The sequence below is a fragment of the uncultured Nostoc sp. genome (genome assembly GCF_964247315.1).
Taxonomy (GTDB): domain Bacteria; phylum Cyanobacteriota; class Cyanobacteriia; order Cyanobacteriales; family Nostocaceae; genus Nostoc.
Genome location: NZ_CAXTTT010000061.1, coordinates 1 through 24,546, shown reverse-complemented (window position 1 = coordinate 24,546; position 24,546 = coordinate 1). Strand labels below are relative to the sequence as shown.

Sequence of the window (24,546 nt, the reverse complement as noted above, 5' to 3'; positions counted from 1 at the left end):
TTAATGCAGGAGGATGCATTGGCATTGCAGGGGAATGCATTAACATTGTATCGGGATGCAATAGCATTGCAGGGGCACGCATTAACATTGTATTGGGATGCAATGGCATTGCAGGGGCACGCATTGGCATTGTATCGAGATGCAATGGCATTGCAGAGGGACGCATTAACATTGTATTGGGATGCATTGGCATTGCAAGGTATTGCCTTTCATTAATTCGCTACGAATTAATGAAATGCTGTACTTAGTACCAAAAAATTTCCATTTCTTTTGAAGTCGAGACAAAACCAAGCTTTTCGTAGATACGTTTACCATCCTCAGTAGTGTGAAGCCAGAGGTGTTTTGCCTCAGTTGCTCTCACAAAGCTGATAATTTCCTTTAATAATGCTGTTGCAATTCCCTGGCCTCGCCACATCGGAATTGTATAAACGTTCATAATGCAATACAGTTCAGTTAAGCATTTCTTCCTTCTCTTTGCGTCCTTTGCGTCCTTCTCTAACGAGACGCTGCGCGTTGGCGGAAGCCTCTCGCAGGGAAGGCGGTTCGTTAAAAAAATTGACTTTGGCAAAGGATTTTAACCTTAACTGAACCGTATTGGTTCATAATGTAGGCTTCTAAGCCTGAGAGATTGCCGTTGTAAGGGGGTCGTTGAAAAAATACCAAGCCGCTAGTGGCAACAATTTGACTATCCACTTCTGCTACCCAAGCTAAAAACTTACCCTGCGGCATTTTTTCGCCAAGATATTTTCGAGTTGCTTCTGCTAAATTTGCGCTGTCAGAATCCCCTTTAATCTCGCCAACCTCCCGCAGGAGTTCGAGACGCAGTTAGATTAGCGCCTCTAAGTCCAGCAAGTTGGCTTGTTGCAAGTTGAACATTACCCTAATTTACGATCGCACTTCGGCCACGGTGATGATTTTTTCATCGCGGTTGAGTTGGAGGATGCTTTCACCTTTGACATCCCTACCTAAGAGCGGCACTGTTTCCACAGGTATGCGCACGACCCGCTCCTTATTCGTTACTAAAGCTACTTCGCCAGATGCGTTGGCGTAGCCCGCCGAAGGCATCGCCATCACCATACCAGCTAAATTGTCAGTTTTGCTGACAAATTTCAGCGCTTGCGTGCCTAAATCGCCGCGATTAGCCGCTCTTAACTGACTCGCAGCCATCCGCTTGGCATATCCTTCTTGAGTAACTAGCAGCAGTTGGTCATCTTTACCGACAGTGACACAGCCAACCATTTGCTGATTTTTCAATAGTCGAAATGCTTGTAAACCCATCGCCGTGCGTCCCATGACCGGCAATTGTTCATCATTGACTGCAAAGCGCAACAGTCGCCCACCGGAACTAGCTAAAATTAGATGCTCCCCTGGTTTGGTGAACTGGGTAAATGACAATTCATCATCGTCTTTGAGCTTCAAAATCGTGATGCCGCGCCGAGTCAGGTTAGTGAATTCTCCCAAAGACAGACGCTTAATTCTTCCCTGTTTTGTTAGGAGAATCATCTGCTGAGTTTCGAGATTTTCTGGCAGCAAAAAGCGGCTGACCACGGCTTCTTGAGCGCCTTGAGCAGTACTACTGAGCATAGTAATCAAAGGTTTTCCCCGTGGAGAACGCCCAGTAGTTGGCGGAATTTCTCCCACATTCACCGGATAGACTTTGCCGCCACCAGTTAGTATTAGCAAGTCTTTTTCTGTGTCAGTTAAAACAGTTTGGATAATGAAGTCATTATCGTGCAGACCATTTTCAGCTTTTGACTTTCTTCCAGATGGCTGGGTGCGGCGGACATAACCGCGTTGGGTAAATTCTAAAATTGCTTCCTCTACTGGTTCAGAAGATTTAAGTTCCTCCTCCTGTGCCCCTCTGCTGCTGTGCCCCTCTGCCCTAGACTTCTGCTCCTCTGCCCTAGACTTTTGCTCCTCTGCAATTTTCGTCCGTCGGGGATCGTTGTACTTGCGCTTGAGCGATCGCAAATCTTTTTTCAGCGCCTTTAATAATTCGCGGCGATCGCTCAGTAATAGCTCCAACAATCTAATTTGTTCGCTTAACTGCTCAAATTCCTGCTGCAAATTTTGCTGTTCTAAACTAGTGAGGCGGCGCAACGGCATAGCTAGAATTGCATCTCCTTGTACCTCACTCAAATCCAGTTGGCTACAAAGATTAATTTTTGCCGTACTACCATCAGGAGCTTGGCGCAAAATTCTAATTACCTCATCCAAATTAGACAGCGCTTTCAGCAAACCTTCTACCAAATGCACGCGACTTTGGGCCTTACCCAACTCGTAATTGTAGCGACGGTTCAGCGTCTCTTCTCGGAATCTCAAAAACTCCTGCAACAGTTGACGCAAACTTAACTGGCGAGGTTGTCCATCCACTATTGCTAGGAGAATCGCCCCAAAAGTCATTTGTAAAGCAGTTTGGTGATATAAATTCTGGAGAACTTCTTGGGGATTAGTATCGCGTTTGAGTTCAATTACCACCCGCATCCCTTCGCGATCGCTCTCATCCCGAAGATCGGAAATTCCTTGCAAGCGTCCTTGATTTACTAAGTCCGCTACCTTCTCAATCCAGGCAGCCTTATTCACTTGATAAGGCAATTCTGTAATGATAATTGCCGTCCGGCGCTTGCTTCCCCTAGCGGCTGGAATTTCCTCCAGAGTTGCGACTCCCCGCAGCAGAATTCCACCTTTACCTGTGGTATATGCTTCCCGAATTCCCGCTTCACCAACTATTTCCCCACCAGTGGGAAAATCTGGCCCTGGAATTAGCTCAAATAATTTTTCATCTGGCAAATCTGGGTTGTCGATTAAAGCAATTAACCCATCGACAACTTCCCCCAAATTGTGAGGTGGTACATTTGTCGCCATTCCTACGGCAATCCCAGAACAGCCATTAAGTAGCAGAAACGGTAACTGAGCAGGTAACACTGTTGGTTCTTGCTGGGAATTATCAAAGTTCCCGACAAATTCCACCGTTTCTTCACCAATTTCTGTCAGCATTCCCTCATGGCTGATGGGTGCAAGGCGCGTTTCTGTGTAACGCATCGCTGCTGGCGGGTCATTATCGACGCTGCCAAAGTTACCATGTCCTGCCAGCAAGGGATAGCGGCTAGAAAAATCCTGCACCAGCCTGACTAAAGCATCGTAAACTGATTGGTCGCCGTGAGGATGGTATTTACCCAACACATCACCCACTACACGCGCACATTTTCGATAAGGTCTATCTGGTACTAAACCAAGTTCGTGCATTGCATACAAAATGCGCCGATGCACTGGTTTTAAGCCATCACGCACGTCTGGTAGCGCTCGCCCGACAATCACGCTCATGGCATATTCTAGGTAAGACCGTTGCATCTCGGTGTGCAGGGCTGTTGGAATTACCTGTCCCGTTGAGAGAAGGTTTAACTGTTTTGCCATGAGTTTTTTCCCTGAAGTTTAACTACACAAAAGCCAATGCAACTCAACACTGCGGCAACCACAGCATAACGGATGAAATGAGATTCATAACAAAATTTTGATAGTCACAGAAGAAAAAGCAGTAGTATCATCCTTGATGACGAAGATGCACATTGACTATTAAAAAGGATGCACACGAGTATAATCTACATAAACTTAGTAGCTATGATACTTACCATGATTGCATTTCTTAATTTTGTATTCTGGAATTCTTGAATCTCCTCACCTCTATAACTAAAATTCTCATGAAAACTGTTTTAATTGTCGAAGACGATCTAATTAATGCTCGTGTTTTTTCCAAAATTTTGTCCAAGCGTGGTGGCTTGGGTGTGAAACACACTGAAAATGTCGAAGAAGTCATTAAAATTGCCCAATCAGGAGAAGCCGACCTGATTTTGATGGATGTTTCTCTCTCCAGAAGTGTTTACCAAGGCAAGTCTGTTGATGGAATCAAGATTACACAAATGTTAAAATCCGATCCAAAAACAGCAAACTTACCTGTGATTCTGGTGACAGCACATGCTATGGAAGGCGATCGCGAGAACTTTCTCAAGCAAAGCGGTGCTGATGGCTACATTTCTAAGCCAGTTGTTGACCATCAACAGTTTGTTGACCAAATCATCGCACTTTTACCCACAGACTAACACTGGAAATTAACGATTTATTTCAGGAATACTCGCCCGCCAATGTTTTTGGGCAACTAATTCCTGTCTTTATCTAGTATAGATGTACTACGAAAGGTACTGTTAGGCAAGTGGTAAGGAGGAGTGCTGAGTGCTGAGTAGTGAGTGCTGAGTAAAGAGTTTGGAGTTAGAAGTTTGGAATTAACACTTAAATATTTGAACTCGTAAATTCATAACTCCTCACTCAGCACTCAACACTACCTATTGAGTAGGCTGTTGTCTAGGCGTAGGCGCTGATGATGAGTTTTCTCGTTGCAGTAGGGCTGCTTGAATACGGGGTAATTCTAGGAATTTTTTCGTATCAGACAGTAGACGATCGCCCCAGAGATTTTCTTTGAGGAAATTCAAATTAGCATAGCGCGAATCGATACGGAGTGCAGTTTCTCCCAAGGTTAGTCCTTGTTGGCGATCGCCTTTAGTATAGAGTGCCACGGCTAAGGCCAATAAAGGTTCTGCCGCTTGTTTCTCAAGGGTTACAGCAGATTGCCATCGCTTAATTGCTTCCGGGATATTACCCTGTTCGTAGTTGATTAAGCCAATATTGTTCAGCGCCGGCCAGAATTTTTTATCTTGGGAAACGGCTTTATCGTACTGTGCGATCGCATCTGGCAATTTCCCCAGCAAATAGTAAGCATTACCCAAATCAAATAACCCCTCTGGATCGTTGGGTTTTAATTTCAAACCATCTTGATAATTGACAACAGCAGCCTGGTAATTTTTCTGCTGAAAATTCGCTGAACCCAAAGCAAATAAAATATCACCATTTTTGGGGTTGAGAGATTGTGCTTTTTTCAGACTAGCGATCGCCCCATCAAACTCTTTGGATTGCAACTGCAATCCACCTAACAGCAACCACACTTTATCATTCCCAGGAGCCAGTTGACTTGCCAGCCGCGCTCGTGGCAAAGCTAATTCAACCTGTTGAAACTGAGCTAGTTGAGCTGCCTCTTGTGCCAAGCTCAACCCTTGCTTTTCTAATTTTGTCGCATCTAATTGCAGTGTATGGGGTATTAATGCCTGCGCGTTAGCGGCTTTTGGCATACTCCATAAACTACAGACCATTAAAAGAGAAATCAAACGAACATGTTTAGGCACACTACCGCCTTTAAGCCACTAATCAAAGAATCTTTCAGCTAGCTTAAACGATCTGCGCTGTTGGCGGTAGCAAAATCTTACCAATCTTGGGGAGATGAGGGAGACAAGACGACAAGGAGAATAACCCATGCCCAATGCCCCATACCCATTAAACAATTGATGACTTTGGTCATACATCAGCCTGGAATTACTAGTGACTTTCGTCATACATCGGTTTAAACTTTTTGTTCGATAATTATTATGTATGAATTTATACGAAGAGGTAAATATTAAACACCTTAATGCCAAAACAAAAACAACTGTCTAAAGATTGCTGAATTCAAACTTCAGCAAAATAGAACTTTAATACAAATAAGGAGTCAATTCCATGTTGAAACCAAACCGTATATCGATAGTCTTAGCTGCTGCTGCCCTGATAGTTGTTCCTACTCTCTTGACTGCCCCTGCAAATGCCCAGACAAAAGTCTACGTTGTTGGCGATCGCGATCAAAATTGGGATCGTGATGGCAGATCCAATTCTAGAGAAGTCAGAAACTTTAGAGACAGGGATAATTGGGATCGTGATGGCAGATCCAATTCTAGAGAAGTCAGAAACTCTAGAGACAGGGATAATTGGAACCGTGATGGCAGACCCTATCCTGTAGAAGTCAGAAACCCCAGATATCGGGATAATTGGAATCGTGACAACCAATTTAATGGCAGAGTAGTCAGACTTGGCAATGGTGATATCAGATATCCCAATGGGCAAATTATTCCTGCTAGATCCGTAGTCAGACTGCGCGATCGAGGTTACTTCAGACTTCCTAACGGGGATATTCTTCTTCCCAATCAGGAAATTGTTCCTGCTGAAAGATTAGTGAGAGTGCATGATGATTACTTCAGACTTCCTAGTGGATTAGTACTGCAAATCAACCTTTAAAACACTAAAAACTCAAAATCATTGTCAGTATTAGGCTACCAGGCTATAGTTTTAGCCGTGAATAAATAGCTCGGTAGCCATTCCTTGTAGACAAAATGGATATGAAAATTGATACACCAAATACCGTAGATTCATCAGTTTTAGTTCCAGGGCTAAAGAAAAAAAAGGACAGACGTAATTGGCTCTCTTGGCTAATTGCTCTTTGCCTTTTGGGTGGAATTGGCTATGCAGTTTATTACCAAGTAACGGTTGCTCCCCGTCAAGAAGCCAGACGCAGAGTGCTGACAAGACCTGTAGAAAGGCAGAGTTTAACAATCACAGTTTCAGCGAACGGAACGGTGAAACCTGAGCGGTCAATCAACCTCAGCCCAAAAAATTCCGGCATCTTGAAAAGCCTGCTGGTGAAGGAAGGAGATATCGTCAAACAAGGACAGATTGTTGCTTACATGGATGATTCCAATCTCCGGGGGCAACTTACCTCTGCTCAAGGACAATTGGCACAAGCCGAAGCGAATTTACAAAAAGCGATCGCAGGTAATCGTCCTCAAGATATTGCCCAATCACAGGGAGCATTAGACGAAGCCGAAGCGAATTTGCAAAAAGCGATCGCAGGTAATCGCTCTCAAGATATTGCCCAAGCACAGGCACGCTTGCAAAGCGCTCAAGCCGCCCTTCGCCAAGCAGAAGATGATTTTGTTCGCAATCAGCAACTTTACAATGCAGGCGGTATTTCCCTTCAGACTCTCAACCAAAACCGCTCCAATCGTGACAGTGCCCAAGCGAATGTAAATGAAGCACAGCAAGCACTGGCTCTGCAAAAAGCCGGGTCACGTCCAGAGGATGTTGAGCAAGCACGAGCTGTGGTGAAGCAGAGACAGCAAGCTTTGGCACTTTTGAAAGCCGGAACACGCCAAGAAGATATTAATGCCGCTCGTGCCCAAGTAACATCGGCTCGTGGTTCGCTGCAAAACATCCAAGCTGAAATCAACGACACGATTATTCGCGCACCCTTTGATGGTGTAGTCACAAAGAAATATGCCGACCCAGGCGCTTTCGTGACACCTACAACTGCCAGTAGTGAAGTAGCTTCTTCTTCTTCTTCTTCAATCTTGTCTTTAGCTTCCACAAATGAAGTTGTCGCCAATTTAGCGGAAACAAATATTTCCAAAATCAGCCTTGGTCAAAAAGTCTCGATTAAAGCAGATGCCTATCCAGGAAAAACCTTTGAAGGTAAAGTCAGTCAAATTGCTGCCCAAGCAATAGTAGAGCAAAACGTCACCAGTTTTGAAGTGAGAGTATCACTTTCAGACCCTCAAAGACTACTGCGGTCTGGGATGAATGCAGAAGTAGATTTTCAAGTCGGTCAAGTTGAAAATGTTTTAGTAGTGCCAACAGCTTCAGTGGTTCGCCAAGAAAATGCCACAGGCGTGTTTGTGCAAGGAAAAAATAACAGACCTGTGTTCACTCGCATTGAGACTGGTGTCACCGCGAATAACTTTACCGAAGTTAAGTCTGGATTGACAGGAGACGAAAGGGTGTTGCTCAGTTTCCCACCAGGATCGCGTCCGCAATCAACACCAAGAGGAGGAGTTTTCCCTGGTCTAGGTGGTGGTGGAGGCGGAGGAAGAGGAACAGGTGGCGGCAGAGGTCGTTCAAGCGGTGGTTCTGCTGGTGGTTCCCCTTAAAGTGAGTTTTAAATCAATACGGTTTAGTTAAAAAGAGGCAAGGGAGCAAGGGGATGGAACAGAAAGGGGAGTAAAAAGGTTCAACTGCCGAGCAAAAAGGCTCAACTGTCGAGTAAAAAGGCTCAACTGTCGAGTAAAAAGGCTCAACTGTCGAGTAAAAAGGTTCAACTTTTTTAACGAACCGCCAAGGACGCCAAGGACGCAAAGGAAGAGAAGAAAGAAATGCTTAACTGAATTGTATTGAGTTTCAAATAAAATTTTATGTTTAAGATATTTAAGGGCTTTTACAAAGCGAAGAATACCCGCACAGTACCATTGCTGGAAATCTTGACAATGGCGGCAGAGACTCTGTGGAGTAACAAATTACGCACAGGTCTAACTATGTTGGGCGTGATTATTGGGATTTCTTCAGTTATTGCCATTACTTCTGTCGGTCAGGGAGTGCAAAAGGGAGTTGAGCAACAGATACAAGCATTGGGTACAGATGTGATCCAAATCTTAGCTGGTGCGGCAAGAAGCGGGAATGTCCGTCAAGGAGTAGGTTCTAGCAGTACCTTGACCTGGGAAGATGCGAAAGCGATCGCTACACAAGCGCCATCAGCACAGATGGTTTCTGCTTATCTCCAACGGACTGCTCAAGTTGTCTATGCCGGACAGAATACCTCAACAACGATTTATGGCACTGATTTGAACTACCCAGAAGTCAGAAATACTCACCCCCAACAAGGGAGATATTTTACTCAAGAAGAACTAGATACTGCCGCACAGCTTGCCATTCTTGGCCCTACAGTTCAAAAAACACTCTTTGCACAAGGTGCAAATCCGATCGGTGAGAGAATTCGGATTCAGGGAGAGGCTTATGAAGTAATTGGGGTGATGGAACCTAAAGGCGCTCAGGGGCCGATGGATCGAGATGACCAGATTTTTATTCCTCTAACTAGTATGTCGAAGAGACTAGTTGGGAATAATGCCCTAGTGGGCGTTTCTGTAAGTGGAATTTTAGTCAAAGGCGCGAATCAGGAGCAGTTAGAAGCCGCTCAGTTTCAAGTTACCAATCTTTTACGGCTGCGTCATAACATTTATCCGCCACAAGCTGATGATTTTCGGCTGACTAATCAAGCTGATATTGTTAGTACCTTTACTAGTATTGTGGGTTTATTTACAGTCATGGTGGTAGCGATCGCTGGAATTTCTCTGGTAGTTGGTGGCATTGGTATTGCTAATATTATGCTAGTTTCTGTGGTTGAGCGGACGCGAGAAATCGGGATTCGCAAAGCCGTAGGAGCAACCAATTCAGCAATACTGAATCAATTTTTAGCAGAAGCGATCGTGATTTCCATTGTCGGCGGAGGTATTGGTATGGTGACTGGCGTTTTATTAGCCTTTGTGGCTGCAAACGTTTTCAAATTTCCGTTTGTAATTTCTTTATTGTCGATCGTTGCTGGCTTTGTACTCTCGTTAACCGTTGGCTTAATCGCTGGGGTGATTCCAGCACGGAACGCATCTAAATTAGATCCAATCAATGCTTTACGTAGTGACTAAATAATTCAAAAAAAGAAAATTTAAAAATTAAACACTTCTCTGAAAACAGGTGAATATATGCAACTTGAACTAGATCATATTTTTGTCTGTGTTGAACCAGAAGCACCACCAGCAGATATACTAACTGCTTTTGGACTCACAGAAGGGACTCGGAGAATTCATCAAGGCCAAGGAACTGCAAATGTTTGCTTTTTCTTTGAGAATGCTTATCTTGAGTTACTTTGGCTTTTTGACGCTAACGAAATCCAGTCTCCTCTTGTTCACCCTACAGGTTTGTGGTCACGCTGCCGTTGGCAAGAAACACAAGCTTGCCCTTTTGGCATTTCATTCCGGTCAACAGCGTCAGATTTACGAGAAATGCCATTCTCTACTTGGGATTACCATGCAAAATATCGGACACTAGGAGCTTCTATTCCAATCGCAACCAATAGTGACAATTTATTAGAACCCTTGATTTTCATTTCACTTGCAACTCAAAAACCTAGAAATTTACCTTTAGAACGGCGACCTCCTTTAGTTCATCAAGTTGGATTTAAAGAAATTACAGCATTACAAGTCACTTTACCCGGTGTTCAAAACTTTTCTGCTGAAGTGAGAACGCTAATTGAGCTTGGATTAGTGCAATTTTCACAGGGCAATTTTTACCAACTAGAAATAGAGTTTGATAACGCCAAAGAAGGTAGTTCACAAGATTTTGGTTCGCAATTACCAATTTTAATTAGATGGTGATTATAATATTTGATTACAGTAACTACATTTTATCTATTGATAATTTATATATATTAATATTGCCGCTTATTTGCAAATAACCTAAAAACTAAATTTTAATTATTCGCAGGTTATAAAATCAATGTAATTTCTGAAAACTTAACAACCAACAATTTATCAAGCAAAAATCAATATGCCAACCATGATTTGGATGGAATCTATTACTAAGACTTACCACTTGGGAGAAGTTAGTGTTCCTATACTCAAGGGAATTGAACTCTCCATTGAAGAAGGGGAATACGTCTCGATTATGGGTGCGTCAGGTTCGGGTAAATCGACGCTGATGAATATTTTAGGATGTCTGGATCGTCCCACAACTGGAGACTATATTTTTGAAGGCAGAAACCTGACGACTTTTGATGATGATGAATTAGCCTATATCCGCAATCAAAGAATAGGTTTTGTGTTTCAACAATTTAACCTATTGGCGCGGGCGACAGCGTTAGAAAACGTCATGTTGCCAATGGTTTACGCTAACTTGCCCAAGCCAAAACGCCGAGAAAGGGCATTAGAAGCCTTAGAAAGGGTAGGATTAGGGGGACGCATCGCTAACCGTCCTAGTCAACTATCTGGCGGACAACAACAACGAGTAGCGATCGCTCGTGCTTTGGTCAACCGACCTGCATTAGTTTTGGCAGATGAGCCAACAGGAGCTTTAGATACTGAAACTTCCCATGAGGTGATGAGTTTGCTGACTGAACTTAATGACCAAGGAATCACGATTGTGATTGTCACTCATGAACCAGATATCGCTGCTCAAACCCAAAGGATTATTCGAGTTCAGGATGGTTTGATTGTCGGCTAATTTGTTAAGATTAATCTTTTGAGGAGGAATTTAAGATTTAAATCATTGTCAGGTCAATCAGGATGAAAACTTTTGATTATATCCTCAAAAAACCTAATTAATGACTATATCTAGATTATGAATTTCAGCTTATTTTTCGTGCATTCTGCCTGGGTTACTGTCGCGTTCGCGATTTTTCTTCCAACTTTAGTAAGTGCAGCAACTCCCCCAAAAGCACAGAATTCTTCAAGCTCTGTACAAGTTCCCGATCGCCTCAACCCCAATCCCAATCCGCTGCAATTTCCGACTAAACCGGAGGAAGTAAAAATTCAGGGAACTGTGCCAATCAGTTTGGCACAAGCTTTGGAACTCGCAAAACGCAACAATCGAGACTTACAGGTAGCTATATTACAGCTAGAACGCAGTCGCTCGGCGCTACGCGAGTCTCAAGCTGCCTTGTTTCCTACTCTTGGTATTAACAGTAGCGTGACTAATAGCGGTAATGGTTTTAGTAATAATTCATCTCAAGCCAGCACCTCTTCTACCTCTTTTAATGGTTCAGCCCAACTGAATTACAATCTCTATAATTCTGGGAACCGACAAGCGACTATCCGAGCCGCAGAGGAACAGCTACGGGTAGATCAATTAAATGTTGAAAGTCAGTCTTTGACAATTAGCTTGAATGCCACAACTCAATACTACGATTTGCAACAAGCAGATCAACTAGTCAGAATTAATCAGTCTGCTGTGATAAATGCCCAGGCTAGTTTACGGGATACTCAAGCCAGAGAACAGGCTGGAGTAGGTACGCGGTTCGATGTGCTGCAAGCTCAGGTAAATTTAGCAAACGCCCAACAACAACTGACTAATGCGATCTCACAGCAGCAAATTGCGCGTCGTCAGCTTGCCACGTTGTTAAGTTTATCGCAGTCAGTTGATATCAGTGCCTCTGACCCTGTACAGTTAGCGGGTCTTTGGCCGCAGACGGTAGAACAAAGTATTGTCCAAGCGTTTCAAAATCGTCCAGAGTTGCAACAGTATTTGGGACAACGTAATATTTACGAGCAACAGCGACGACAGGCACTTTCACAGCTAGGGCCGCAAGTTAGTTTGGTCGGTAACTACAATCTGCTAGATCGGTATAACGATGGCGTTAGCATTACTGATGGCTATTCCGCAGGAATTCAAGGAAATCTAACTTTATTTGAAGGGGGAGCAGCAAAAGCGCGTGCAGATCAGTCGAGAGCTAATATTGCGATCGCAGAGACTCAATTTGCTACCCAGCGCGACCAAATTCGCTTTGATGTAGAACAGTATTATGCTCAATTACAATCCAATTTAAATAATGTGCAGACTTCTAGTGTGGCTTTAAATCAAGCCAGGGAAGCTCTGAATTTAGCAAGATTGAGGTTCCAAGCTGGTGTGGGCACTCAAACAGAGGTGATTGATGCTGAAAATGATCTGACAAGAGCAGAAGGTAATCGAGTTGAAGCTATTTTGGATTACAATCGCGCTCTAGCTAATTTGCAAAGATCGGTAACATCTAGGGCTTCGCGCTAAGGTCAAATCATTAAAGAAAAGTTTGCTTAGTACAGCATTTCATGAATTGGTAGCGAATTAAAGAAAGGCAATACCCTGCAATGCCAATGTATTGGGATGCATTGTTAATGCAGTCGGCTTGCATTGTTCGCAAAGACAATCTAGCGACCCTGCCGGGGAGGGAACAAGGCGATGCAAGTGAGGTTGGGCAAAAAACGTGCGATTGCCTTTGGCACAACTATACAGCCAATTACTAATGACTATCTTCAGTACAAAAATACATTTAATTATTACTTAAAAAGATTACTGCCGACAGCCAGCCAGCAGTTAGCGATCGCAATCGGGGCAGTGCCAAAGGCAATCGTAACAAAGCCTTTGAAAATAGCTTTTGGAAAAACAATTGATATCAAGTCTGGCTAATTAGTTTTAATTCCCAAATTTATGCAGAAAGCCCAAAAGCCTCTCTCCTCTGATTCTCTGCTCCTCTGCACCCCTGCTGCCTTAATGATAAGTCTTTAACTGGACATGATATGAGAAGCTGACACAAGCAACTCTAACAAAGATAAAAGCGCTACGTGACAAGATTTGGACAAGCTTCGAGGTAAGCAAGAGGCAGAAAAAGGGTCAGGGCTAATTTAGATCGGGTAGTTGGTTACTTACAAGAGATAATGAAATCTGACCCAAATTTTGCACAAGAAGTAGAAAAATTAGCGTCAGAGATTCATGCTTAATCTCTGTGTTGGTCGTAATGCAACAGTCAGATTCTTAAACTTCAAGCTTTAACCAATCTTTAAGTTGCAGCTCTTGAAGTAGTTGAATTTACAAGCGAGGATGTGATGACTCAATATGACTATATTGTGATTGGTGCGGGTTCAGCAGGCTGCGTTGTTGCCAACCGGATGACACAAGATAGTGAAATAACCGTGTTATTACTCGAAGCTGGCAACCCAGATACTAAACCAGAGATTCAAATCCCGTTGTCATCCCCCAACCTACCCGGCTCAGAGCTGGACTGGGGATATTTCTCTGAACCAGAACCGTACCTGAATAATCGCAAAATCTTTTGTCCCCGTGGCAAAGTCTTGGGTGGCAGCAGTTCGATTAATTCCATGATTTATATCCGGGGCAATCATCACGATTATGACCACTGGCAAGAATTGGGGAATCCTGGTTGGAGTTACCAAGATGTATTGCCCTATTTCAAGAAATCTGAGAATCAGCAACGCGGTGCCGACGCATACCACGGGGTTGATGGGGAGTTGAGCGTGACCGATATTCAAGCCCCTACTGTGGCATCCCAACAATTTGTAGAAGCAGCCGTGGCGATCGGATATAACCACAATCCTGATTTCAATGGGATACAGCAATCAGGTGCGGGACTTTATCAGTTGACGGTCAAGGATGGTAAACGTCATAGTGCTGCTGCTGCATTCCTCTTGCCAATTCTCAAGCGTCCTAATTTAACAATAACAACAGGAGCGTTAGTGACTCGGTTATTGTTTGAGGGAACCCGCACCATTGGGGTGGAATATATGCACCAGGGAACGCTGCACCAAGCCAGGGTTAACAAAGAAGTGATTTTAAGTGCTGGTGCATTCGACTCGCCCAAGCTGCTGATGCTGTCCGGCATTGGTGATGCAAAACACCTGCAAGCAATGGGGATTCCTGTCGTCGTTGATTTGCCAGGTGTCGGTCAAAACCTCCAAGACCACTCTCTCGTTCCTGTGGCACACCAGATAATTACCAGTTCTGTGGCACACGAGGTAATTGCTGGGTTAGACCCGGCAATTAGCAGTAATGGTAACGCTGAAGCCGGATTATTTTTGCATACCGAAGGTAATCTGGATGCCACGCCAGATTTACAGTTTTTCTTCGGTAGCATTCTGTGGATATCTCCTGGCAAAACCCTCTCTGGTTTGGGATTCACTGTTACAGTCAGTTTGACTCATCCCCAAAACATTGGCAGTGTCAGTTTGCTCTCGCCTGACCTCAAAGACCCACCAATTATTCGGATGAACTTTCTACAAAGTCAATCCGATGTGCAAAAGCTAGTTGAAGGAATTAAAATAATGCGTAAATTGTTTCATACAAGTGCTTTTGATCGGTTTCGAGGTGAGGAAATCAGTCCCGGTGCTAAGGTGATTAGCGATGAAGCACTCGAAGCTTACATCCGGGAATTTTGTGTTACGGGGTATCATCCTGTCGGCACTTGCAAAATGGGAACTGACCCAATGGCGGTTGTCGATCCCGAACTCCGGGTACATGGGGTTGAGGGGTTGCGGGTTGTTGATGCATCGATTATGCCAACTCTAGTCGGGGGAAATACGAACGCGCCCACGATTATGATCGGTGAAAAAGGAGCCGATTTAATTAAAGCCGCTCTTAGCGTTTCACAGCAAGTGCACAAAGCAATGGCAAACTAACTCACTGGCGCGATCGCCTAAAGATAACGACGATTCACAAAACAGAGATTCAGGAAACGCTCAACCGGGATTCCAGGGATCTAGCTTTTGAAAAGACTCAAGGAGGCCTCAAAGCAAAGCTTTACCTCGTCTTCGAGCATTATGCACAAACGATAAAGTTGCCTAAATGCATCTAAGCTTATAACGACTATGGCACAGTAATTACCGCTACTGGGCAATGGGCCTTACTCAGAATTGCATCCACTCTATGACCGAAAAAAACGCGACCCGTAACCATTCGGATACTACTCCCTAGAACAATTAAGTCAACTTCCTGGGTTTGGGCAAACTTGAGGATTTCCCTTTCTGGGCTGCTTCCTTGAAGAATATAGGTTTTGACATCAGCACCGAGATTGCGGCCCATTTCTGCTTGCTGTTCGAGCAGCTCATGGGCAATTTCCTTCACTGGAGCTAGTGATCGCTGTTCGTAAAGAATATACTCAATCTGTGGCAAATTAATCACGTTAACGATCATCACTAATGCTCCGGTTTGAGCTGCGATCATACTTGCCATCTCTACAGCATTTTTGCTATATTCTGTCCCCACCGTTGGCACCAGAATCTTTTTCAGCTGTTGTTGAGCGATTTTACATATCTCACCTTTGGGATGGTGTAGGTGCGACTTCACCACCATCGTTGCACAAGGCGCTTCTTGGACAACTTTATCTACAAGCAAATTAAACAATGCTTTCTGGGGGCGAATCTGTTCAGAAGCTCCCAGTACGATCAAGTTATAGCCTTTGTTCGCTTCATTTAAAATTACCTCCGCTTTATTACGCCCAGACTCCGTTTTTGTTTGCAGGGTGGTATCAGCAGGTAGCTGCATTTCTTCAGTCACAGCAGCTAGAGCTTGCTCGGCAGCTGTATCTTTAAGCTGGGTTGCCTCCATCCGGCGTGCTCTGCTTTGGGGTTGCTTATCACTTAGGGCATATAGAGATGTAACTTCTATCGAGTTTTGGTGAGCCATGTAACCGACTAGTTGCGCTGCGAGTTGGATGTTGGGGCCACCACTAGTAGGTATTAAGACACGCTGGATCTGCTTGATAAAACTGCGGCTATCCTGTTCTTCTTGTTCCAAACGTCGAGCTTCCTCTTCACCCATAACTACTTTTGATAAAGTCCAGCGCAGCAGGGGTGGAGCCATTAGGGAAGTGACGATCGCCACCATGACAATAATCGAGTACATCTGGGGATTCAGCACTCCCAAAGATAAACCAATCGTGGCAACGACAATTTCCATCGCCCCGCGAGCATTCATCCCGGAACCCATCGCCAAACCTTCCCAATGACTCAAGCCACCGACGCGAGAACCAAGGTAAGCACCTGTAAATTTGCCAACACAGGCGACAACGAGAACAATCAAGCCAAATATCAACGTTTGAGGGACTAACAGAGCTAGCAAATTAACTTTCAAGCCAGCTGAAGCAAAGAAAATTGGCGCTAGAAAGCTTGCTGTGAAGACTTCTAACATGTGTCCAGCTTCATTGCTAAAACGGCGGGATTGACCTGCCAGAATCCCCAGCACGAAAGCACCTAATGCTGCTTCTAAACCTAATGCGTGGGTAAGTGCTGCTGCCGAGAGCGAAAGAATCAGCACAACCGACATACTAGCGGCAATTCCGCCAATGTAGTCATCAACCCAGCGCAAAATCTGGTCTACGATGGTACGCCCAATTGTAAAGGCGATCGCGAGAAATAATATGGCAGCGCTCACAGAATGGAAAATTGTCCCAAGGTCAAATTTACCGCTACTAGCTAGACCTGAAACCACAGAAAGTAAAATCCAGCCGATGGTGTCGTCAGTCATACCAGCAGCTAAGGTGACTTGACCAATGTCACGGCGAATCAGGTTCAAGTCCATCAGCACTTTCGCAATCACTGGTACTGCCGAAATACTCATTGCTGTGGCGATAAACAGACTAAATACCAATCGCTTTTCTGGGTCGGCTAAAAAACTATCTGGCAATAGCCAGCCCAGTCCAAATCCGGTAATAAACGGGACAATAATTCCGCCCAGTGAAATCAAAAGAGCCGTTTTACCCTTACGAAGAATCAGCTTGAGATCCGTCTCCAACCCAGTCACAATTAGCAAAAATAACACGCCTAACCAAGAAATCACTGAAAGTAAATTAGATTGTTCTTGACTTTTGGGAAAGATGTGCGCCTGTAAGTCTGGAAGGAGCAAACCAAATAGAGAAGGCCCAAGCAGCACACCCGCCAATAATTCTCCAACAACAGGCGGTAGGTTAATCCGGCGCATCAACTCACCTAATCCCCGCGCTACCAAAAGCAACAGTGACAGTTGTACTAGCACCAACAGCAGTTCATGATGACCGAGAGGTTTAATTACACCGTCACCTGCTACTTTCTGTGCAGCAAGTACAGGCACTAATATTAGGGACAGGTTTTGCATATAAGCGTCCAAAGGTTGGATTACAAATTTTTCAAGGGGCTGCTTCAAGTAAATCTGAAAACGTTTACTTCTACATCGGTCTAGGGATTAAACTGTCATCGGCAAGATTATCATCTGCGATCGCCTTGATGTGTCAGTTCAAGAACAAAGCTCATCAACTTATTTTCGAGCGCGAACAAACAACTTTGTAGTGTCTTCCCAAATACCTCTATCGGTTGCTAGTTGCTCCATTTCTGCTTTGTATTCAACTTGCAACTGATTTAATTGTTCTGGTGATAATGTTGACAACAGGGGATTACCTTTAAAATTTATCTTAATTAGTGTCTCAGATAATCTGCTATCCCTAAGAGGGCGATAACGTCCTGATGGTTCAATCTTAATTTCGATATCTCTAAAACCTGCCTGATTAAGCAAATTACGACATTTTTCTGGAGTTCCCAGTGGTTCAAGGATATGTGGTAGCGATACACCCAAAACTTTAGCGCATATCTTCTGCTGAAGAGATGCCATATAAGCAGTTTCGGGAGGACAGGTGAATGCCATAAATCCTCCGGGTTTTAAGAAGCGATACCACTTTTTTAAAATAGCGATTATATCAGGAAAAAGTACAATTGCCTCACAGCAAAAGATAACATCAAAACTATTATCACTAAAGTTAAAATACTCTGCATCCGCCTCAATCAACTCGATATTTTGTAATCTTGCTGCTGCAATTTTAAGTCTTGCTTGATGCAACATTCCAGGGGTGATGTCAATTCCAATCACATAGCCCTCTGAACCAACTTTTTCAGCTGCGGGTATCGCAACTAAACCCGTTCCAGTTGCCACATCAAGGATTTTATGTCCCGAATGTAGTGTCACAAATTCAAGTAAAATCTTGGCTTCTAGAGGATGGCGAGTATCTTTCTCATGGTCATAATTTGTTCTACTACCATACAATTCTTTTAGTTGCTGCTTGTAGCTATCCAGATCGGTCATAGCCAAATGTTAAATTTTCTTCACTTTATAATAACTCTTGTTGCGATATTGAGTTGCTTGCTGCTGAATCCAACTCTGACAGCACAAGCCGCGACTGGTACGATGTCTACGACGGGCTACTCGGCGTCGCTGTTTACGAACAACGCATAATCCACAGTCCAGATGATTTCCCAATACCTCAATAGAAGGAGTGCCCTGCTGCCTTATTCAATTCAATTTCAGTTACCCTGAATGACCCAAATAGTTTTATGATTCTCTACGAAAGCATATTTGAAATTATTTAGGTCTATTACCAAAATATTCTCAAGCTGATTCTGGAACATGGTGAATGGTGAATTACCGAAAGTTGATTTGTGCAATACTGGTTTTGAACCTTCTTCCAGAGTCAAATAAAGTACAGGGAGATAAAAAAGTATGGTTGAACACCCATTTCATGACCAACTGAGTTTAGAGGAACAAACTGAAAAACTCGGAAAGCAAGCAGTAAACTTGGGTTTGATTCCCAGCTTTGTGGTACATTACTTTCGTGATACTTGGGTATTTTATATACCCAATGAAAGTCAATCGGAATCGCTGACACCAGAAGAGGCATACTTTCGTTTAAAGCAACTGGTTAAACAGTAGATATTTTGACGACAAACTTTTGAAGACAACGGCTAGACACTGCAATTGTTAAGTAACAGTAGTTATGGCAAAACCAGCAATTTTAACCGTCGATGACGATCCAGAAGTGTTGCAAGCGGTGTCACGAGACTTGCGTCATCAGTATGGCGATCGCTTCCGTATTGTTCGGGCAGATTCAGGTATCACGGCTCTGGATGTGGTACAGCAACTAAAATTGCGGAATGAGGCAATTGCTTTATTTCTAGTGGATCAACGTATGCCCCAAATGGGAGGCGTAGAGTTTCTAGAACAGGCAAAAGGCATCTTTCCCGATGCGAAACGTGCCTTGTTGACGGCTTATGCAGATACGGATGCTGCTATTAAATCGATTAATAGTGCCAAACTTGATTATTACTTACTCAAGCCTTGGAATCCACCAGAAGAGAGACTATATCCGGTTTTAAATGATTTGCTAGATGACTGGCTAGCTGGATTCCGCCCACGCTTTGAAGGCATTCGAGTCATTGGTAATCGCTGGTCGCCTTTTTCACATCAGGTGAAAGACTTCCTAGCACGTAACCAGATTCCATACAATTGGTTAGATATTGAACTGGAGCCGGATGCCGCAAAATTAGTGGAATACTCACAAGCTGATGGCAGACAACAATTGCCATTGGTGCTGTTTCCCGATGGTTCCCGGTTAATTCAACCATCTAATTTAGAGATTGCCGCCAAAATTGGACTGCAAACTCAGGCAGAGCGCCCCTTCTATGACTTGGCGATCGTGGGTGCTGGCCCTGCCGGACTGGCCGCCGCCGTCTATGGTGCTTCTGAGGGATTGAGTACTGTCTTAATTGAGCGTGAAGCGCCAGGAGGACAAGCCGGTACGAGTTCGCGGATTGAGAACTATTTGGGGTTTCCTGTTGGCTTGAGTGGCAGTGATTTGGCAAGGCGGGGAGTCACCCAGGCGCGGCGATTTGGGGTAGAAATTCTCACTCCTCAAGTCGTAAGTGGGGTTCGACTAGAAGATCCTTATCGGGTTCTGCAATTGGCAGATGGTAGCGAGATTAGTTGCCATGCACTTTTAGTTGCAACCGGCGTTTCCTACCGTTGGCTAAAAGTTCCAGGAGCCGAGAAGCTCACAGGAGCAGGAATTTATTACGGTGCTGCCATGACTGAGGCGATCGCCTGCACCAACGAAGAGGTTTACTTGGTAGGCGGGGCAAACTCTGCTGGACAAGCAGCAATGCATTTTTCTAAGTATGCCAGCAAAGTGATTATGTTGGTGCGAGGAGAGTCACTAGCATCAAGTATGTCCCAATACTTGATTGACCAAATTGCCGCGACAGAAAATATCCAAGTTTGCACAAGTTGCAGCGTCGTGGAAGTCAAGGGAGAAGAATATTTAGAAGCAATTGCGATCGCCCATGCCAAGACTGGACAAACGGAAACTGTATCGGCGCGATCGCTGTTTATTTTCATCGGTGCTAGCCCCAAAACTGATTGGCTCGATGGCGTTATTCAACGAGATGCTCAGGGGTTTATCATCACAGGGCCAGACTTGATGCATAATGGCAAATCTCCTCGTGGTTGGCCTTTGGAACGCTCTCCTTTCTTATTAGAAACCAGCATTCCCGGAATCTTCGCAGCCGGAGATGTCCGCTATGGCTCAATTAAGCGGGTGGCATCCGGTGTGGGAGAAGGTTCGATCGCCATTCAATTTGTTCACCGCTATCTAAGTAATGTTTAGCTAAAGCAGCGAATACTAAGCTGTGTAAACTGCAAACCCTCTCCCCTGCTTCCTGCCTCCTTCATTTACTTGCGTTGATGCCAATTACGCCGATGATGATTAAGGCGATCGACACAAGTTTGATTAACGTGGCAGATTCTTGAAACCAAATAATACCAATAAGAGCAATTAGAATAGTTCCCAATCCAGCCCAGACAGAATAGGCAACACTCACTTCAAGTCTCTTGAGGGCAAAGGTCAAAAAAGTAAAACAAAGTCCATAGAAGACAAATATTAATATTGAAGGAACTGTTTTAGTAAATCCCTGCGATAATTTCATGCAAGTTGTGCCTGAAACCTCAAAAAGGATTGCTAATATAAGGTAAATCCAACTTGTTGACATATTTTTTGTAAGTGGTTAGTTCAGAATGAGCAACAAAACCCAAATGTAGAGACGCGATTTATCGCGTTTTGAAAGACTAATTACTTACATCAATAACCCTTAATCGAGCATGTTGCGATACAAGTATTCCAACATTTAAAACCAAACGTGCAGTAGTATAATTGAGGCTGATTCCGGGGCTTTATGGCGATGAAATTGCTCAAGCATTGGGGCAACGTCTGCTGTAGTATGATTGTGTTTTTATCCTACTAATGGTATAAGAGATGACGGCTCAATTTGAATACAGTACTCTTGCCGATCCAAAGGATATTCAGCAGCTAATTTATATCCTTGAGCAGTGTTTCATCACCGGAGGTGGTGGCGAAAAAGCTTATATCAATCTCATTGGTGTCGAAAATTTCCGTATTATTCGGGGATTTGGGCAATTAATTGGTGGATTGGCAACTCTGGATATGGGCCAGTGGTGGGGTGGTGTGCGTGTACCAATGACAGGAATTGCCGTAGTGGGCATTGCTCCAGAGTATCGCGGTTCGGGAGCTGCGATCGCTCTCATGCAGCACACCCTCAAAGAACTCTATGCTAGAGGTATACCGCTCTCTGCTCTTTATCCAGCAGTTCAAGGCTTGTATCGAAAAGTCGGGTATGAGCAGGGGGGTAGCTGGTGTAATTGGGAAGTTCCTACTAAAAGTATTCAAGTGCGGGAGCAACCCCTACCTTTGCAACCAATAGTGCCAATCAATCATCAAGTCTTTCATGAACTATATCAGCAGCAGGCGAGATTAACGCATGGATATTTAGACCGACATCCTGCAATCTGGGAGCGCTTAATCCAACCAGATGACAAGGAAACATTTTACGCATATTTTATCGGTACCAAAGAGAAACCCGAAGGCTACATCCTCTTCAGTCAACATTCAAAAGAGGATGGCGCAATCTTGCGAGTAAAGGATTGGGTAATTCTCACAGTTGCGGCTGCACAAACATTCTGGTCTTTTCTTGCCAGTCATCGCTCCCAAATTGATCGGGTGCGATGGAGGAGTTCTGCAATTGATTCCTTGACATTGCTGCTACCAGAGCAAACTGCCAAGCTTAAGAATACGATGCGTTGGATGCTGCGGGTAGTAGATGTAGTCAAAGCGCTAGAGATGCGGGGTTATCCTTCGGAAATTCAGGCTGAATTGCACCTAGACATTCAAGATAATTTGCTAGATGCAAACAATGGTAAATTCATCCTTTCTATTGCCAATGGACGCAGTGAAGTTACAAAAGGTGGAAAAGGTGAGTTGCAGTTAGATGTCCGAGAACTAGCACCACTATATACAAGTTTGTTCACACCCTACCATTTGCAAATAGCCGGAAAACTGCATGGAACAGAAACAGCTATTTCAGCAGCGGAGCAAATATTTGCAGGTAGTTCTCCTTGGGTGGCTGATTTCTTTTAACCTGAGCTGTTAAGAACCTCTCTATTGTTGAACTAAAGTTCAAGTCTGTCCTTCTAGCTTGTTGGAGAGGGACGGTTTTGCGTAGTAAAACCAGCCAGAGGGATTAAAGTCAGCACTATGAGTGAGGTTTGTTTTTGTTTCAATAACTTTTAGCTCACAACTCATCTTTTTTATCCCGTTCCCATTCATCAAGTCACGCTTCGTAAAAAAGGTGGGAAAAGTGGGTAAGGTAGGATGTTTTGTATAAACCCTTGATTTCTCGCATCTCCTAAATGTATTATTTTAATCATGCAGTCAATAGCTGACTGTGAATCAACTAACAACATTTTAGGACGTGAAAAGTGACAAAGAAAAGCGATGAAAAATTCTCTCTAGTTTTCGAGGAACTTGATGACTCCCAAGCATCGAAGATTGTAGGAGGGACTCTTATAACACTTGATCTCCCAGACAAGAATTCGGTCGAGTTTATAAATAACGTTCCACGTCGTGTGACTCTAGGAAAGGGAATTTAAAATCATAAGTACCACTTCTACTAGTTCCACTTCCATAATACCTCACACCCGCACATCAAACCTACAACCTCGATTTGCTTGGACGAATTTCTGTACCACTTCTGCTAATTCGGGGCTTTCCGATACCTGGCACTGCCCAATCGGCAATGCTAATTGGCCAGGTGAGCATTTGCGCTTACCTTTATGAACCTGATGACCAGCCAGCAGCTTACTACCCCAGTAAGGCTTGCTGGCTGTTTTTAACTTCGGTTTATACCTTTGGCAAAACCCGCGATACTTTTTGGCACATTCATCTAATGTTTTACCCAATTGTAAAAAAGCTGGATGCCACTCCCTATCGGGAAGTCAAAAGTCAAAAGTCAAAAGTCAAAAAATTATTTCTTCAACTTTTCTTTAGTTGTTATTATTGATTTAGCAATAATTTTAATCAACTGTTCGCATTCATCCAAAAGACTTAATATTTTCTCTTCAGACATCATTTCTGATTTAATTAAGAGCTTTAGCCAATATCTTGTTTCTTTTGCCTCTTTCAAAGCTATAGACTGCTTACTTATAAAATCTCTATCACTTTCAGCCGAACGAGATTCTTCAATATTTGCGCCTATTGATGTACCTGATCTAAATAACTGAGCAGCTAGCAATCGCGGTGTTCCTGGTTGCTTATCTAGATAAGAACAAAGTTTGCTTATTCTAACAGCAAACTCAAATGTTCTATCAGAAATTGGTATGTGATTATTCATACTAAAAACATAATCTGGCAAAAATATCATTACACTACGAGATGAAAGTACCTATTTTTTGACTTTTGACTTTTGATTTTTGAATTCCCCAAAGGGGCTGTACCAATTCAAGAAATGCATGATTTTGGGCAAGTCTTGGTGGGCGGCAGGTTCTATGAGATAGTGTACGTGGTTTGACAGAATGCACAGAGCATAAAGCTTAAAACCATATTTGTCCAAAGCCTTTTTCATAGCATACAAAAAGACCTCCCGACATTCTCGCTGCGCCAGATTAAACTCGCGGTTATTGCAGCGAGTAGTAACGTGATAAGAGAATCCTGGTTGAAAATTTCTCGGTTGGCGACTCATAGTTCTCGTTTACGTGAAGTACACCCGTAGGGGCACGGCAGTGCCGTGCCCCTACACCTTGATCGGTATCAGGTATTTCGTGAAATGGTATTAATTCAAGAAATTTCGTATACCACTACCGCCATACCTACCAACAGCAGGAATTTCCAGTAGGCTATCTGTAGCTTTGCCCGTACCATCGTCGGTAACGGATCTCTCATTACCCGGATGTCCATTGGGAACGAACAGTTGCGGGTGGTCAAAAGGTGTAGGTTGGGTTTCCTTACGTCAACCCAACCTACATTTTTTTGCAACATTTGAGTAATGACACGCCAGTAGAGTGCGTTCTGGACACGCCGAAATAACAAATGCGTTCGCCGAAATAACAAATGCGTTCGCCGAAATAACAAATGAGTTCGCCGAAATAACAAATGAGTTCGCCGAAATAACAAATGAGTTCGCCGAAATA

Annotated in this window: 24 protein-coding genes; 13 read left to right on the top strand and 11 right to left on the bottom strand. The window is 43.8% G+C overall.

The features are described from left to right. Positions 1 to 3 precede the first annotated feature (3 nt). The gene (locus tag ACFE93_RS18780) at positions 4 to 216 is read left to right on the top strand and encodes a hypothetical protein (RefSeq protein WP_375475070.1); all 213 of its coding nucleotides are present in this window, start codon (positions 4 to 6) and stop codon (positions 214 to 216) included. 28 nt (positions 217 to 244) lie between these two features. Here the strand turns inward: ACFE93_RS18780 and ACFE93_RS18775 are convergent, their stop codons facing one another. The 3 genes from ACFE93_RS18775 to gyrA form a co-directional block, all read right to left on the bottom strand. Then, positions 245 to 436 carry a GNAT family N-acetyltransferase gene (locus tag ACFE93_RS18775; RefSeq protein ID WP_375475068.1) on the bottom strand — a complete coding sequence of 64 codons (192 nt, stop codon included), beginning with the start codon at positions 434 to 436 and terminating at the stop codon, positions 245 to 247. Positions 437 to 546: 110 nt separating this feature from the next. After that, a complete protein-coding gene (locus ACFE93_RS18770; protein WP_375475066.1) occupies positions 547 to 729 on the bottom strand; it encodes a hypothetical protein in 183 nt (60 codons plus the stop codon). Positions 730 to 885: 156 nt separating this feature from the next. Beyond that, positions 886 to 3,414: a DNA gyrase subunit A gene (gene gyrA, locus ACFE93_RS18765; protein WP_375475064.1), complete on the bottom strand. Its 2,529-nt coding sequence runs from the start codon at positions 3,412 to 3,414 to the stop codon at positions 886 to 888. 284 nt (positions 3,415 to 3,698) lie between these two features. On the opposite strand from gyrA, the gene ACFE93_RS18760 reads away from it, so the two are divergent. After that, entirely contained in the window at positions 3,699 to 4,097 is a 399-nt protein-coding gene (locus ACFE93_RS18760; protein WP_069073372.1) for a response regulator, read from the top strand. Between the two features lie 240 nt (positions 4,098 to 4,337). Here the strand turns inward: ACFE93_RS18760 and ACFE93_RS18755 are convergent, their stop codons facing one another. Beyond that, complete coding sequence (locus tag ACFE93_RS18755; protein ID WP_375475062.1) at positions 4,338 to 5,231, bottom strand: tetratricopeptide repeat protein; 894 nt, start codon at positions 5,229 to 5,231, stop codon at positions 4,338 to 4,340. Positions 5,232 to 5,598: 367 nt separating this feature from the next. On the opposite strand from ACFE93_RS18755, the gene ACFE93_RS18750 reads away from it, so the two are divergent. The 8 genes from ACFE93_RS18750 to ACFE93_RS18715 all read left to right on the top strand — a co-directional run bounded on the left by ACFE93_RS18750 (position 5,599) and on the right by ACFE93_RS18715 (position 14,891). Beyond that, positions 5,599 to 6,150 carry a hypothetical protein gene (locus ACFE93_RS18750; protein WP_375475060.1) on the top strand — a complete coding sequence of 184 codons (552 nt, stop codon included), beginning with the start codon at positions 5,599 to 5,601 and terminating at the stop codon, positions 6,148 to 6,150. Between the two features lie 101 nt (positions 6,151 to 6,251). Next, positions 6,252 to 7,835, top strand: a complete 1,584-nt coding sequence (locus ACFE93_RS18745) for an efflux RND transporter periplasmic adaptor subunit (RefSeq protein ID WP_375475058.1) — start codon at positions 6,252 to 6,254, stop codon at positions 7,833 to 7,835. 261 nt (positions 7,836 to 8,096) lie between these two features. Then, positions 8,097 to 9,377, top strand: coding sequence for an ABC transporter permease (locus ACFE93_RS18740; protein ID WP_375475056.1), 1,281 nt, complete (start codon positions 8,097 to 8,099; stop codon positions 9,375 to 9,377). 57 nt (positions 9,378 to 9,434) lie between these two features. Beyond that, positions 9,435 to 10,106, top strand: coding sequence for a VOC family protein (locus tag ACFE93_RS18735; protein WP_375475054.1), 672 nt, complete (start codon positions 9,435 to 9,437; stop codon positions 10,104 to 10,106). Between the two features lie 172 nt (positions 10,107 to 10,278). Continuing rightward, complete coding sequence (locus ACFE93_RS18730; protein ID WP_375475052.1) at positions 10,279 to 10,950, top strand: ABC transporter ATP-binding protein; 672 nt, start codon at positions 10,279 to 10,281, stop codon at positions 10,948 to 10,950. A gap of 117 nt (positions 10,951 to 11,067) precedes the next feature. Continuing rightward, positions 11,068 to 12,489 (top strand): TolC family protein, encoded by a 1,422-nt coding sequence (locus tag ACFE93_RS18725; RefSeq protein WP_375475050.1) that lies wholly within the window; start codon positions 11,068 to 11,070, stop codon positions 12,487 to 12,489. Between the two features lie 171 nt (positions 12,490 to 12,660). Further along, on the top strand, positions 12,661 to 12,888 hold the full coding sequence (locus ACFE93_RS18720) for a hypothetical protein (protein WP_375475049.1): 228 nt from the start codon (positions 12,661 to 12,663) through the stop codon (positions 12,886 to 12,888). Between the two features lie 416 nt (positions 12,889 to 13,304). Then, positions 13,305 to 14,891: a GMC family oxidoreductase gene (locus ACFE93_RS18715; protein ID WP_375475047.1), complete on the top strand. Its 1,587-nt coding sequence runs from the start codon at positions 13,305 to 13,307 to the stop codon at positions 14,889 to 14,891. A gap of 187 nt (positions 14,892 to 15,078) precedes the next feature. On the opposite strand, the gene ACFE93_RS18710 is transcribed toward ACFE93_RS18715, so the two are convergent. Beyond that, the gene (locus ACFE93_RS18710; protein WP_375475045.1) at positions 15,079 to 17,343 is read right to left on the bottom strand and encodes a cation:proton antiporter; all 2,265 of its coding nucleotides are present in this window, start codon (positions 17,341 to 17,343) and stop codon (positions 15,079 to 15,081) included. 159 nt (positions 17,344 to 17,502) lie between these two features. Next, a complete protein-coding gene (locus tag ACFE93_RS18705; protein ID WP_375475043.1) occupies positions 17,503 to 18,321 on the bottom strand; it encodes a class I SAM-dependent methyltransferase in 819 nt (272 codons plus the stop codon). 414 nt (positions 18,322 to 18,735) lie between these two features. Here ACFE93_RS18705 and ACFE93_RS18700 point away from each other — a divergent pair, with 414 nt between their 5' ends. Then, complete coding sequence (locus tag ACFE93_RS18700) at positions 18,736 to 18,945, top strand: hypothetical protein (protein WP_375475041.1); 210 nt, start codon at positions 18,736 to 18,738, stop codon at positions 18,943 to 18,945. A 64-nt stretch (positions 18,946 to 19,009) separates the two neighbouring features. After that, positions 19,010 to 20,674 (top strand): FAD-dependent oxidoreductase, encoded by a 1,665-nt coding sequence (locus ACFE93_RS18695; RefSeq protein ID WP_375475039.1) that lies wholly within the window; start codon positions 19,010 to 19,012, stop codon positions 20,672 to 20,674. A 61-nt stretch (positions 20,675 to 20,735) separates the two neighbouring features. Here the strand turns inward: ACFE93_RS18695 and ACFE93_RS18690 are convergent, their stop codons facing one another. Then, complete coding sequence (locus ACFE93_RS18690; RefSeq protein WP_375475037.1) at positions 20,736 to 21,056, bottom strand: DMT family transporter; 321 nt, start codon at positions 21,054 to 21,056, stop codon at positions 20,736 to 20,738. Positions 21,057 to 21,319: 263 nt separating this feature from the next. Between ACFE93_RS18690 and eis the strand changes: the two genes are divergently transcribed. Next, positions 21,320 to 22,498, top strand: coding sequence for an enhanced intracellular survival protein Eis (gene eis, locus ACFE93_RS18685; protein ID WP_375475035.1), 1,179 nt, complete (start codon positions 21,320 to 21,322; stop codon positions 22,496 to 22,498). Between the two features lie 554 nt (positions 22,499 to 23,052). Here eis and ACFE93_RS18680 read toward each other — a convergent pair. From ACFE93_RS18680 to ACFE93_RS18665, 4 genes are all read right to left on the bottom strand, one after another. Then, positions 23,053 to 23,319, bottom strand: coding sequence for a hypothetical protein (locus ACFE93_RS18680; RefSeq protein ID WP_375475033.1), 267 nt, complete (start codon positions 23,317 to 23,319; stop codon positions 23,053 to 23,055). A gap of 65 nt (positions 23,320 to 23,384) precedes the next feature. Continuing rightward, a complete protein-coding gene (locus tag ACFE93_RS18675) occupies positions 23,385 to 23,780 on the bottom strand; it encodes a four helix bundle protein (RefSeq protein WP_375475031.1) in 396 nt (131 codons plus the stop codon). Between the two features lie 21 nt (positions 23,781 to 23,801). Next, complete coding sequence (locus ACFE93_RS18670; RefSeq protein WP_375475029.1) at positions 23,802 to 24,098, bottom strand: transposase; 297 nt, start codon at positions 24,096 to 24,098, stop codon at positions 23,802 to 23,804. A 95-nt stretch (positions 24,099 to 24,193) separates the two neighbouring features. Continuing rightward, a partial coding sequence (locus tag ACFE93_RS18665) for a hypothetical protein (protein ID WP_375475027.1) occupies positions 24,194 to 24,546 on the bottom strand: 353 nt, incomplete at its 5' end.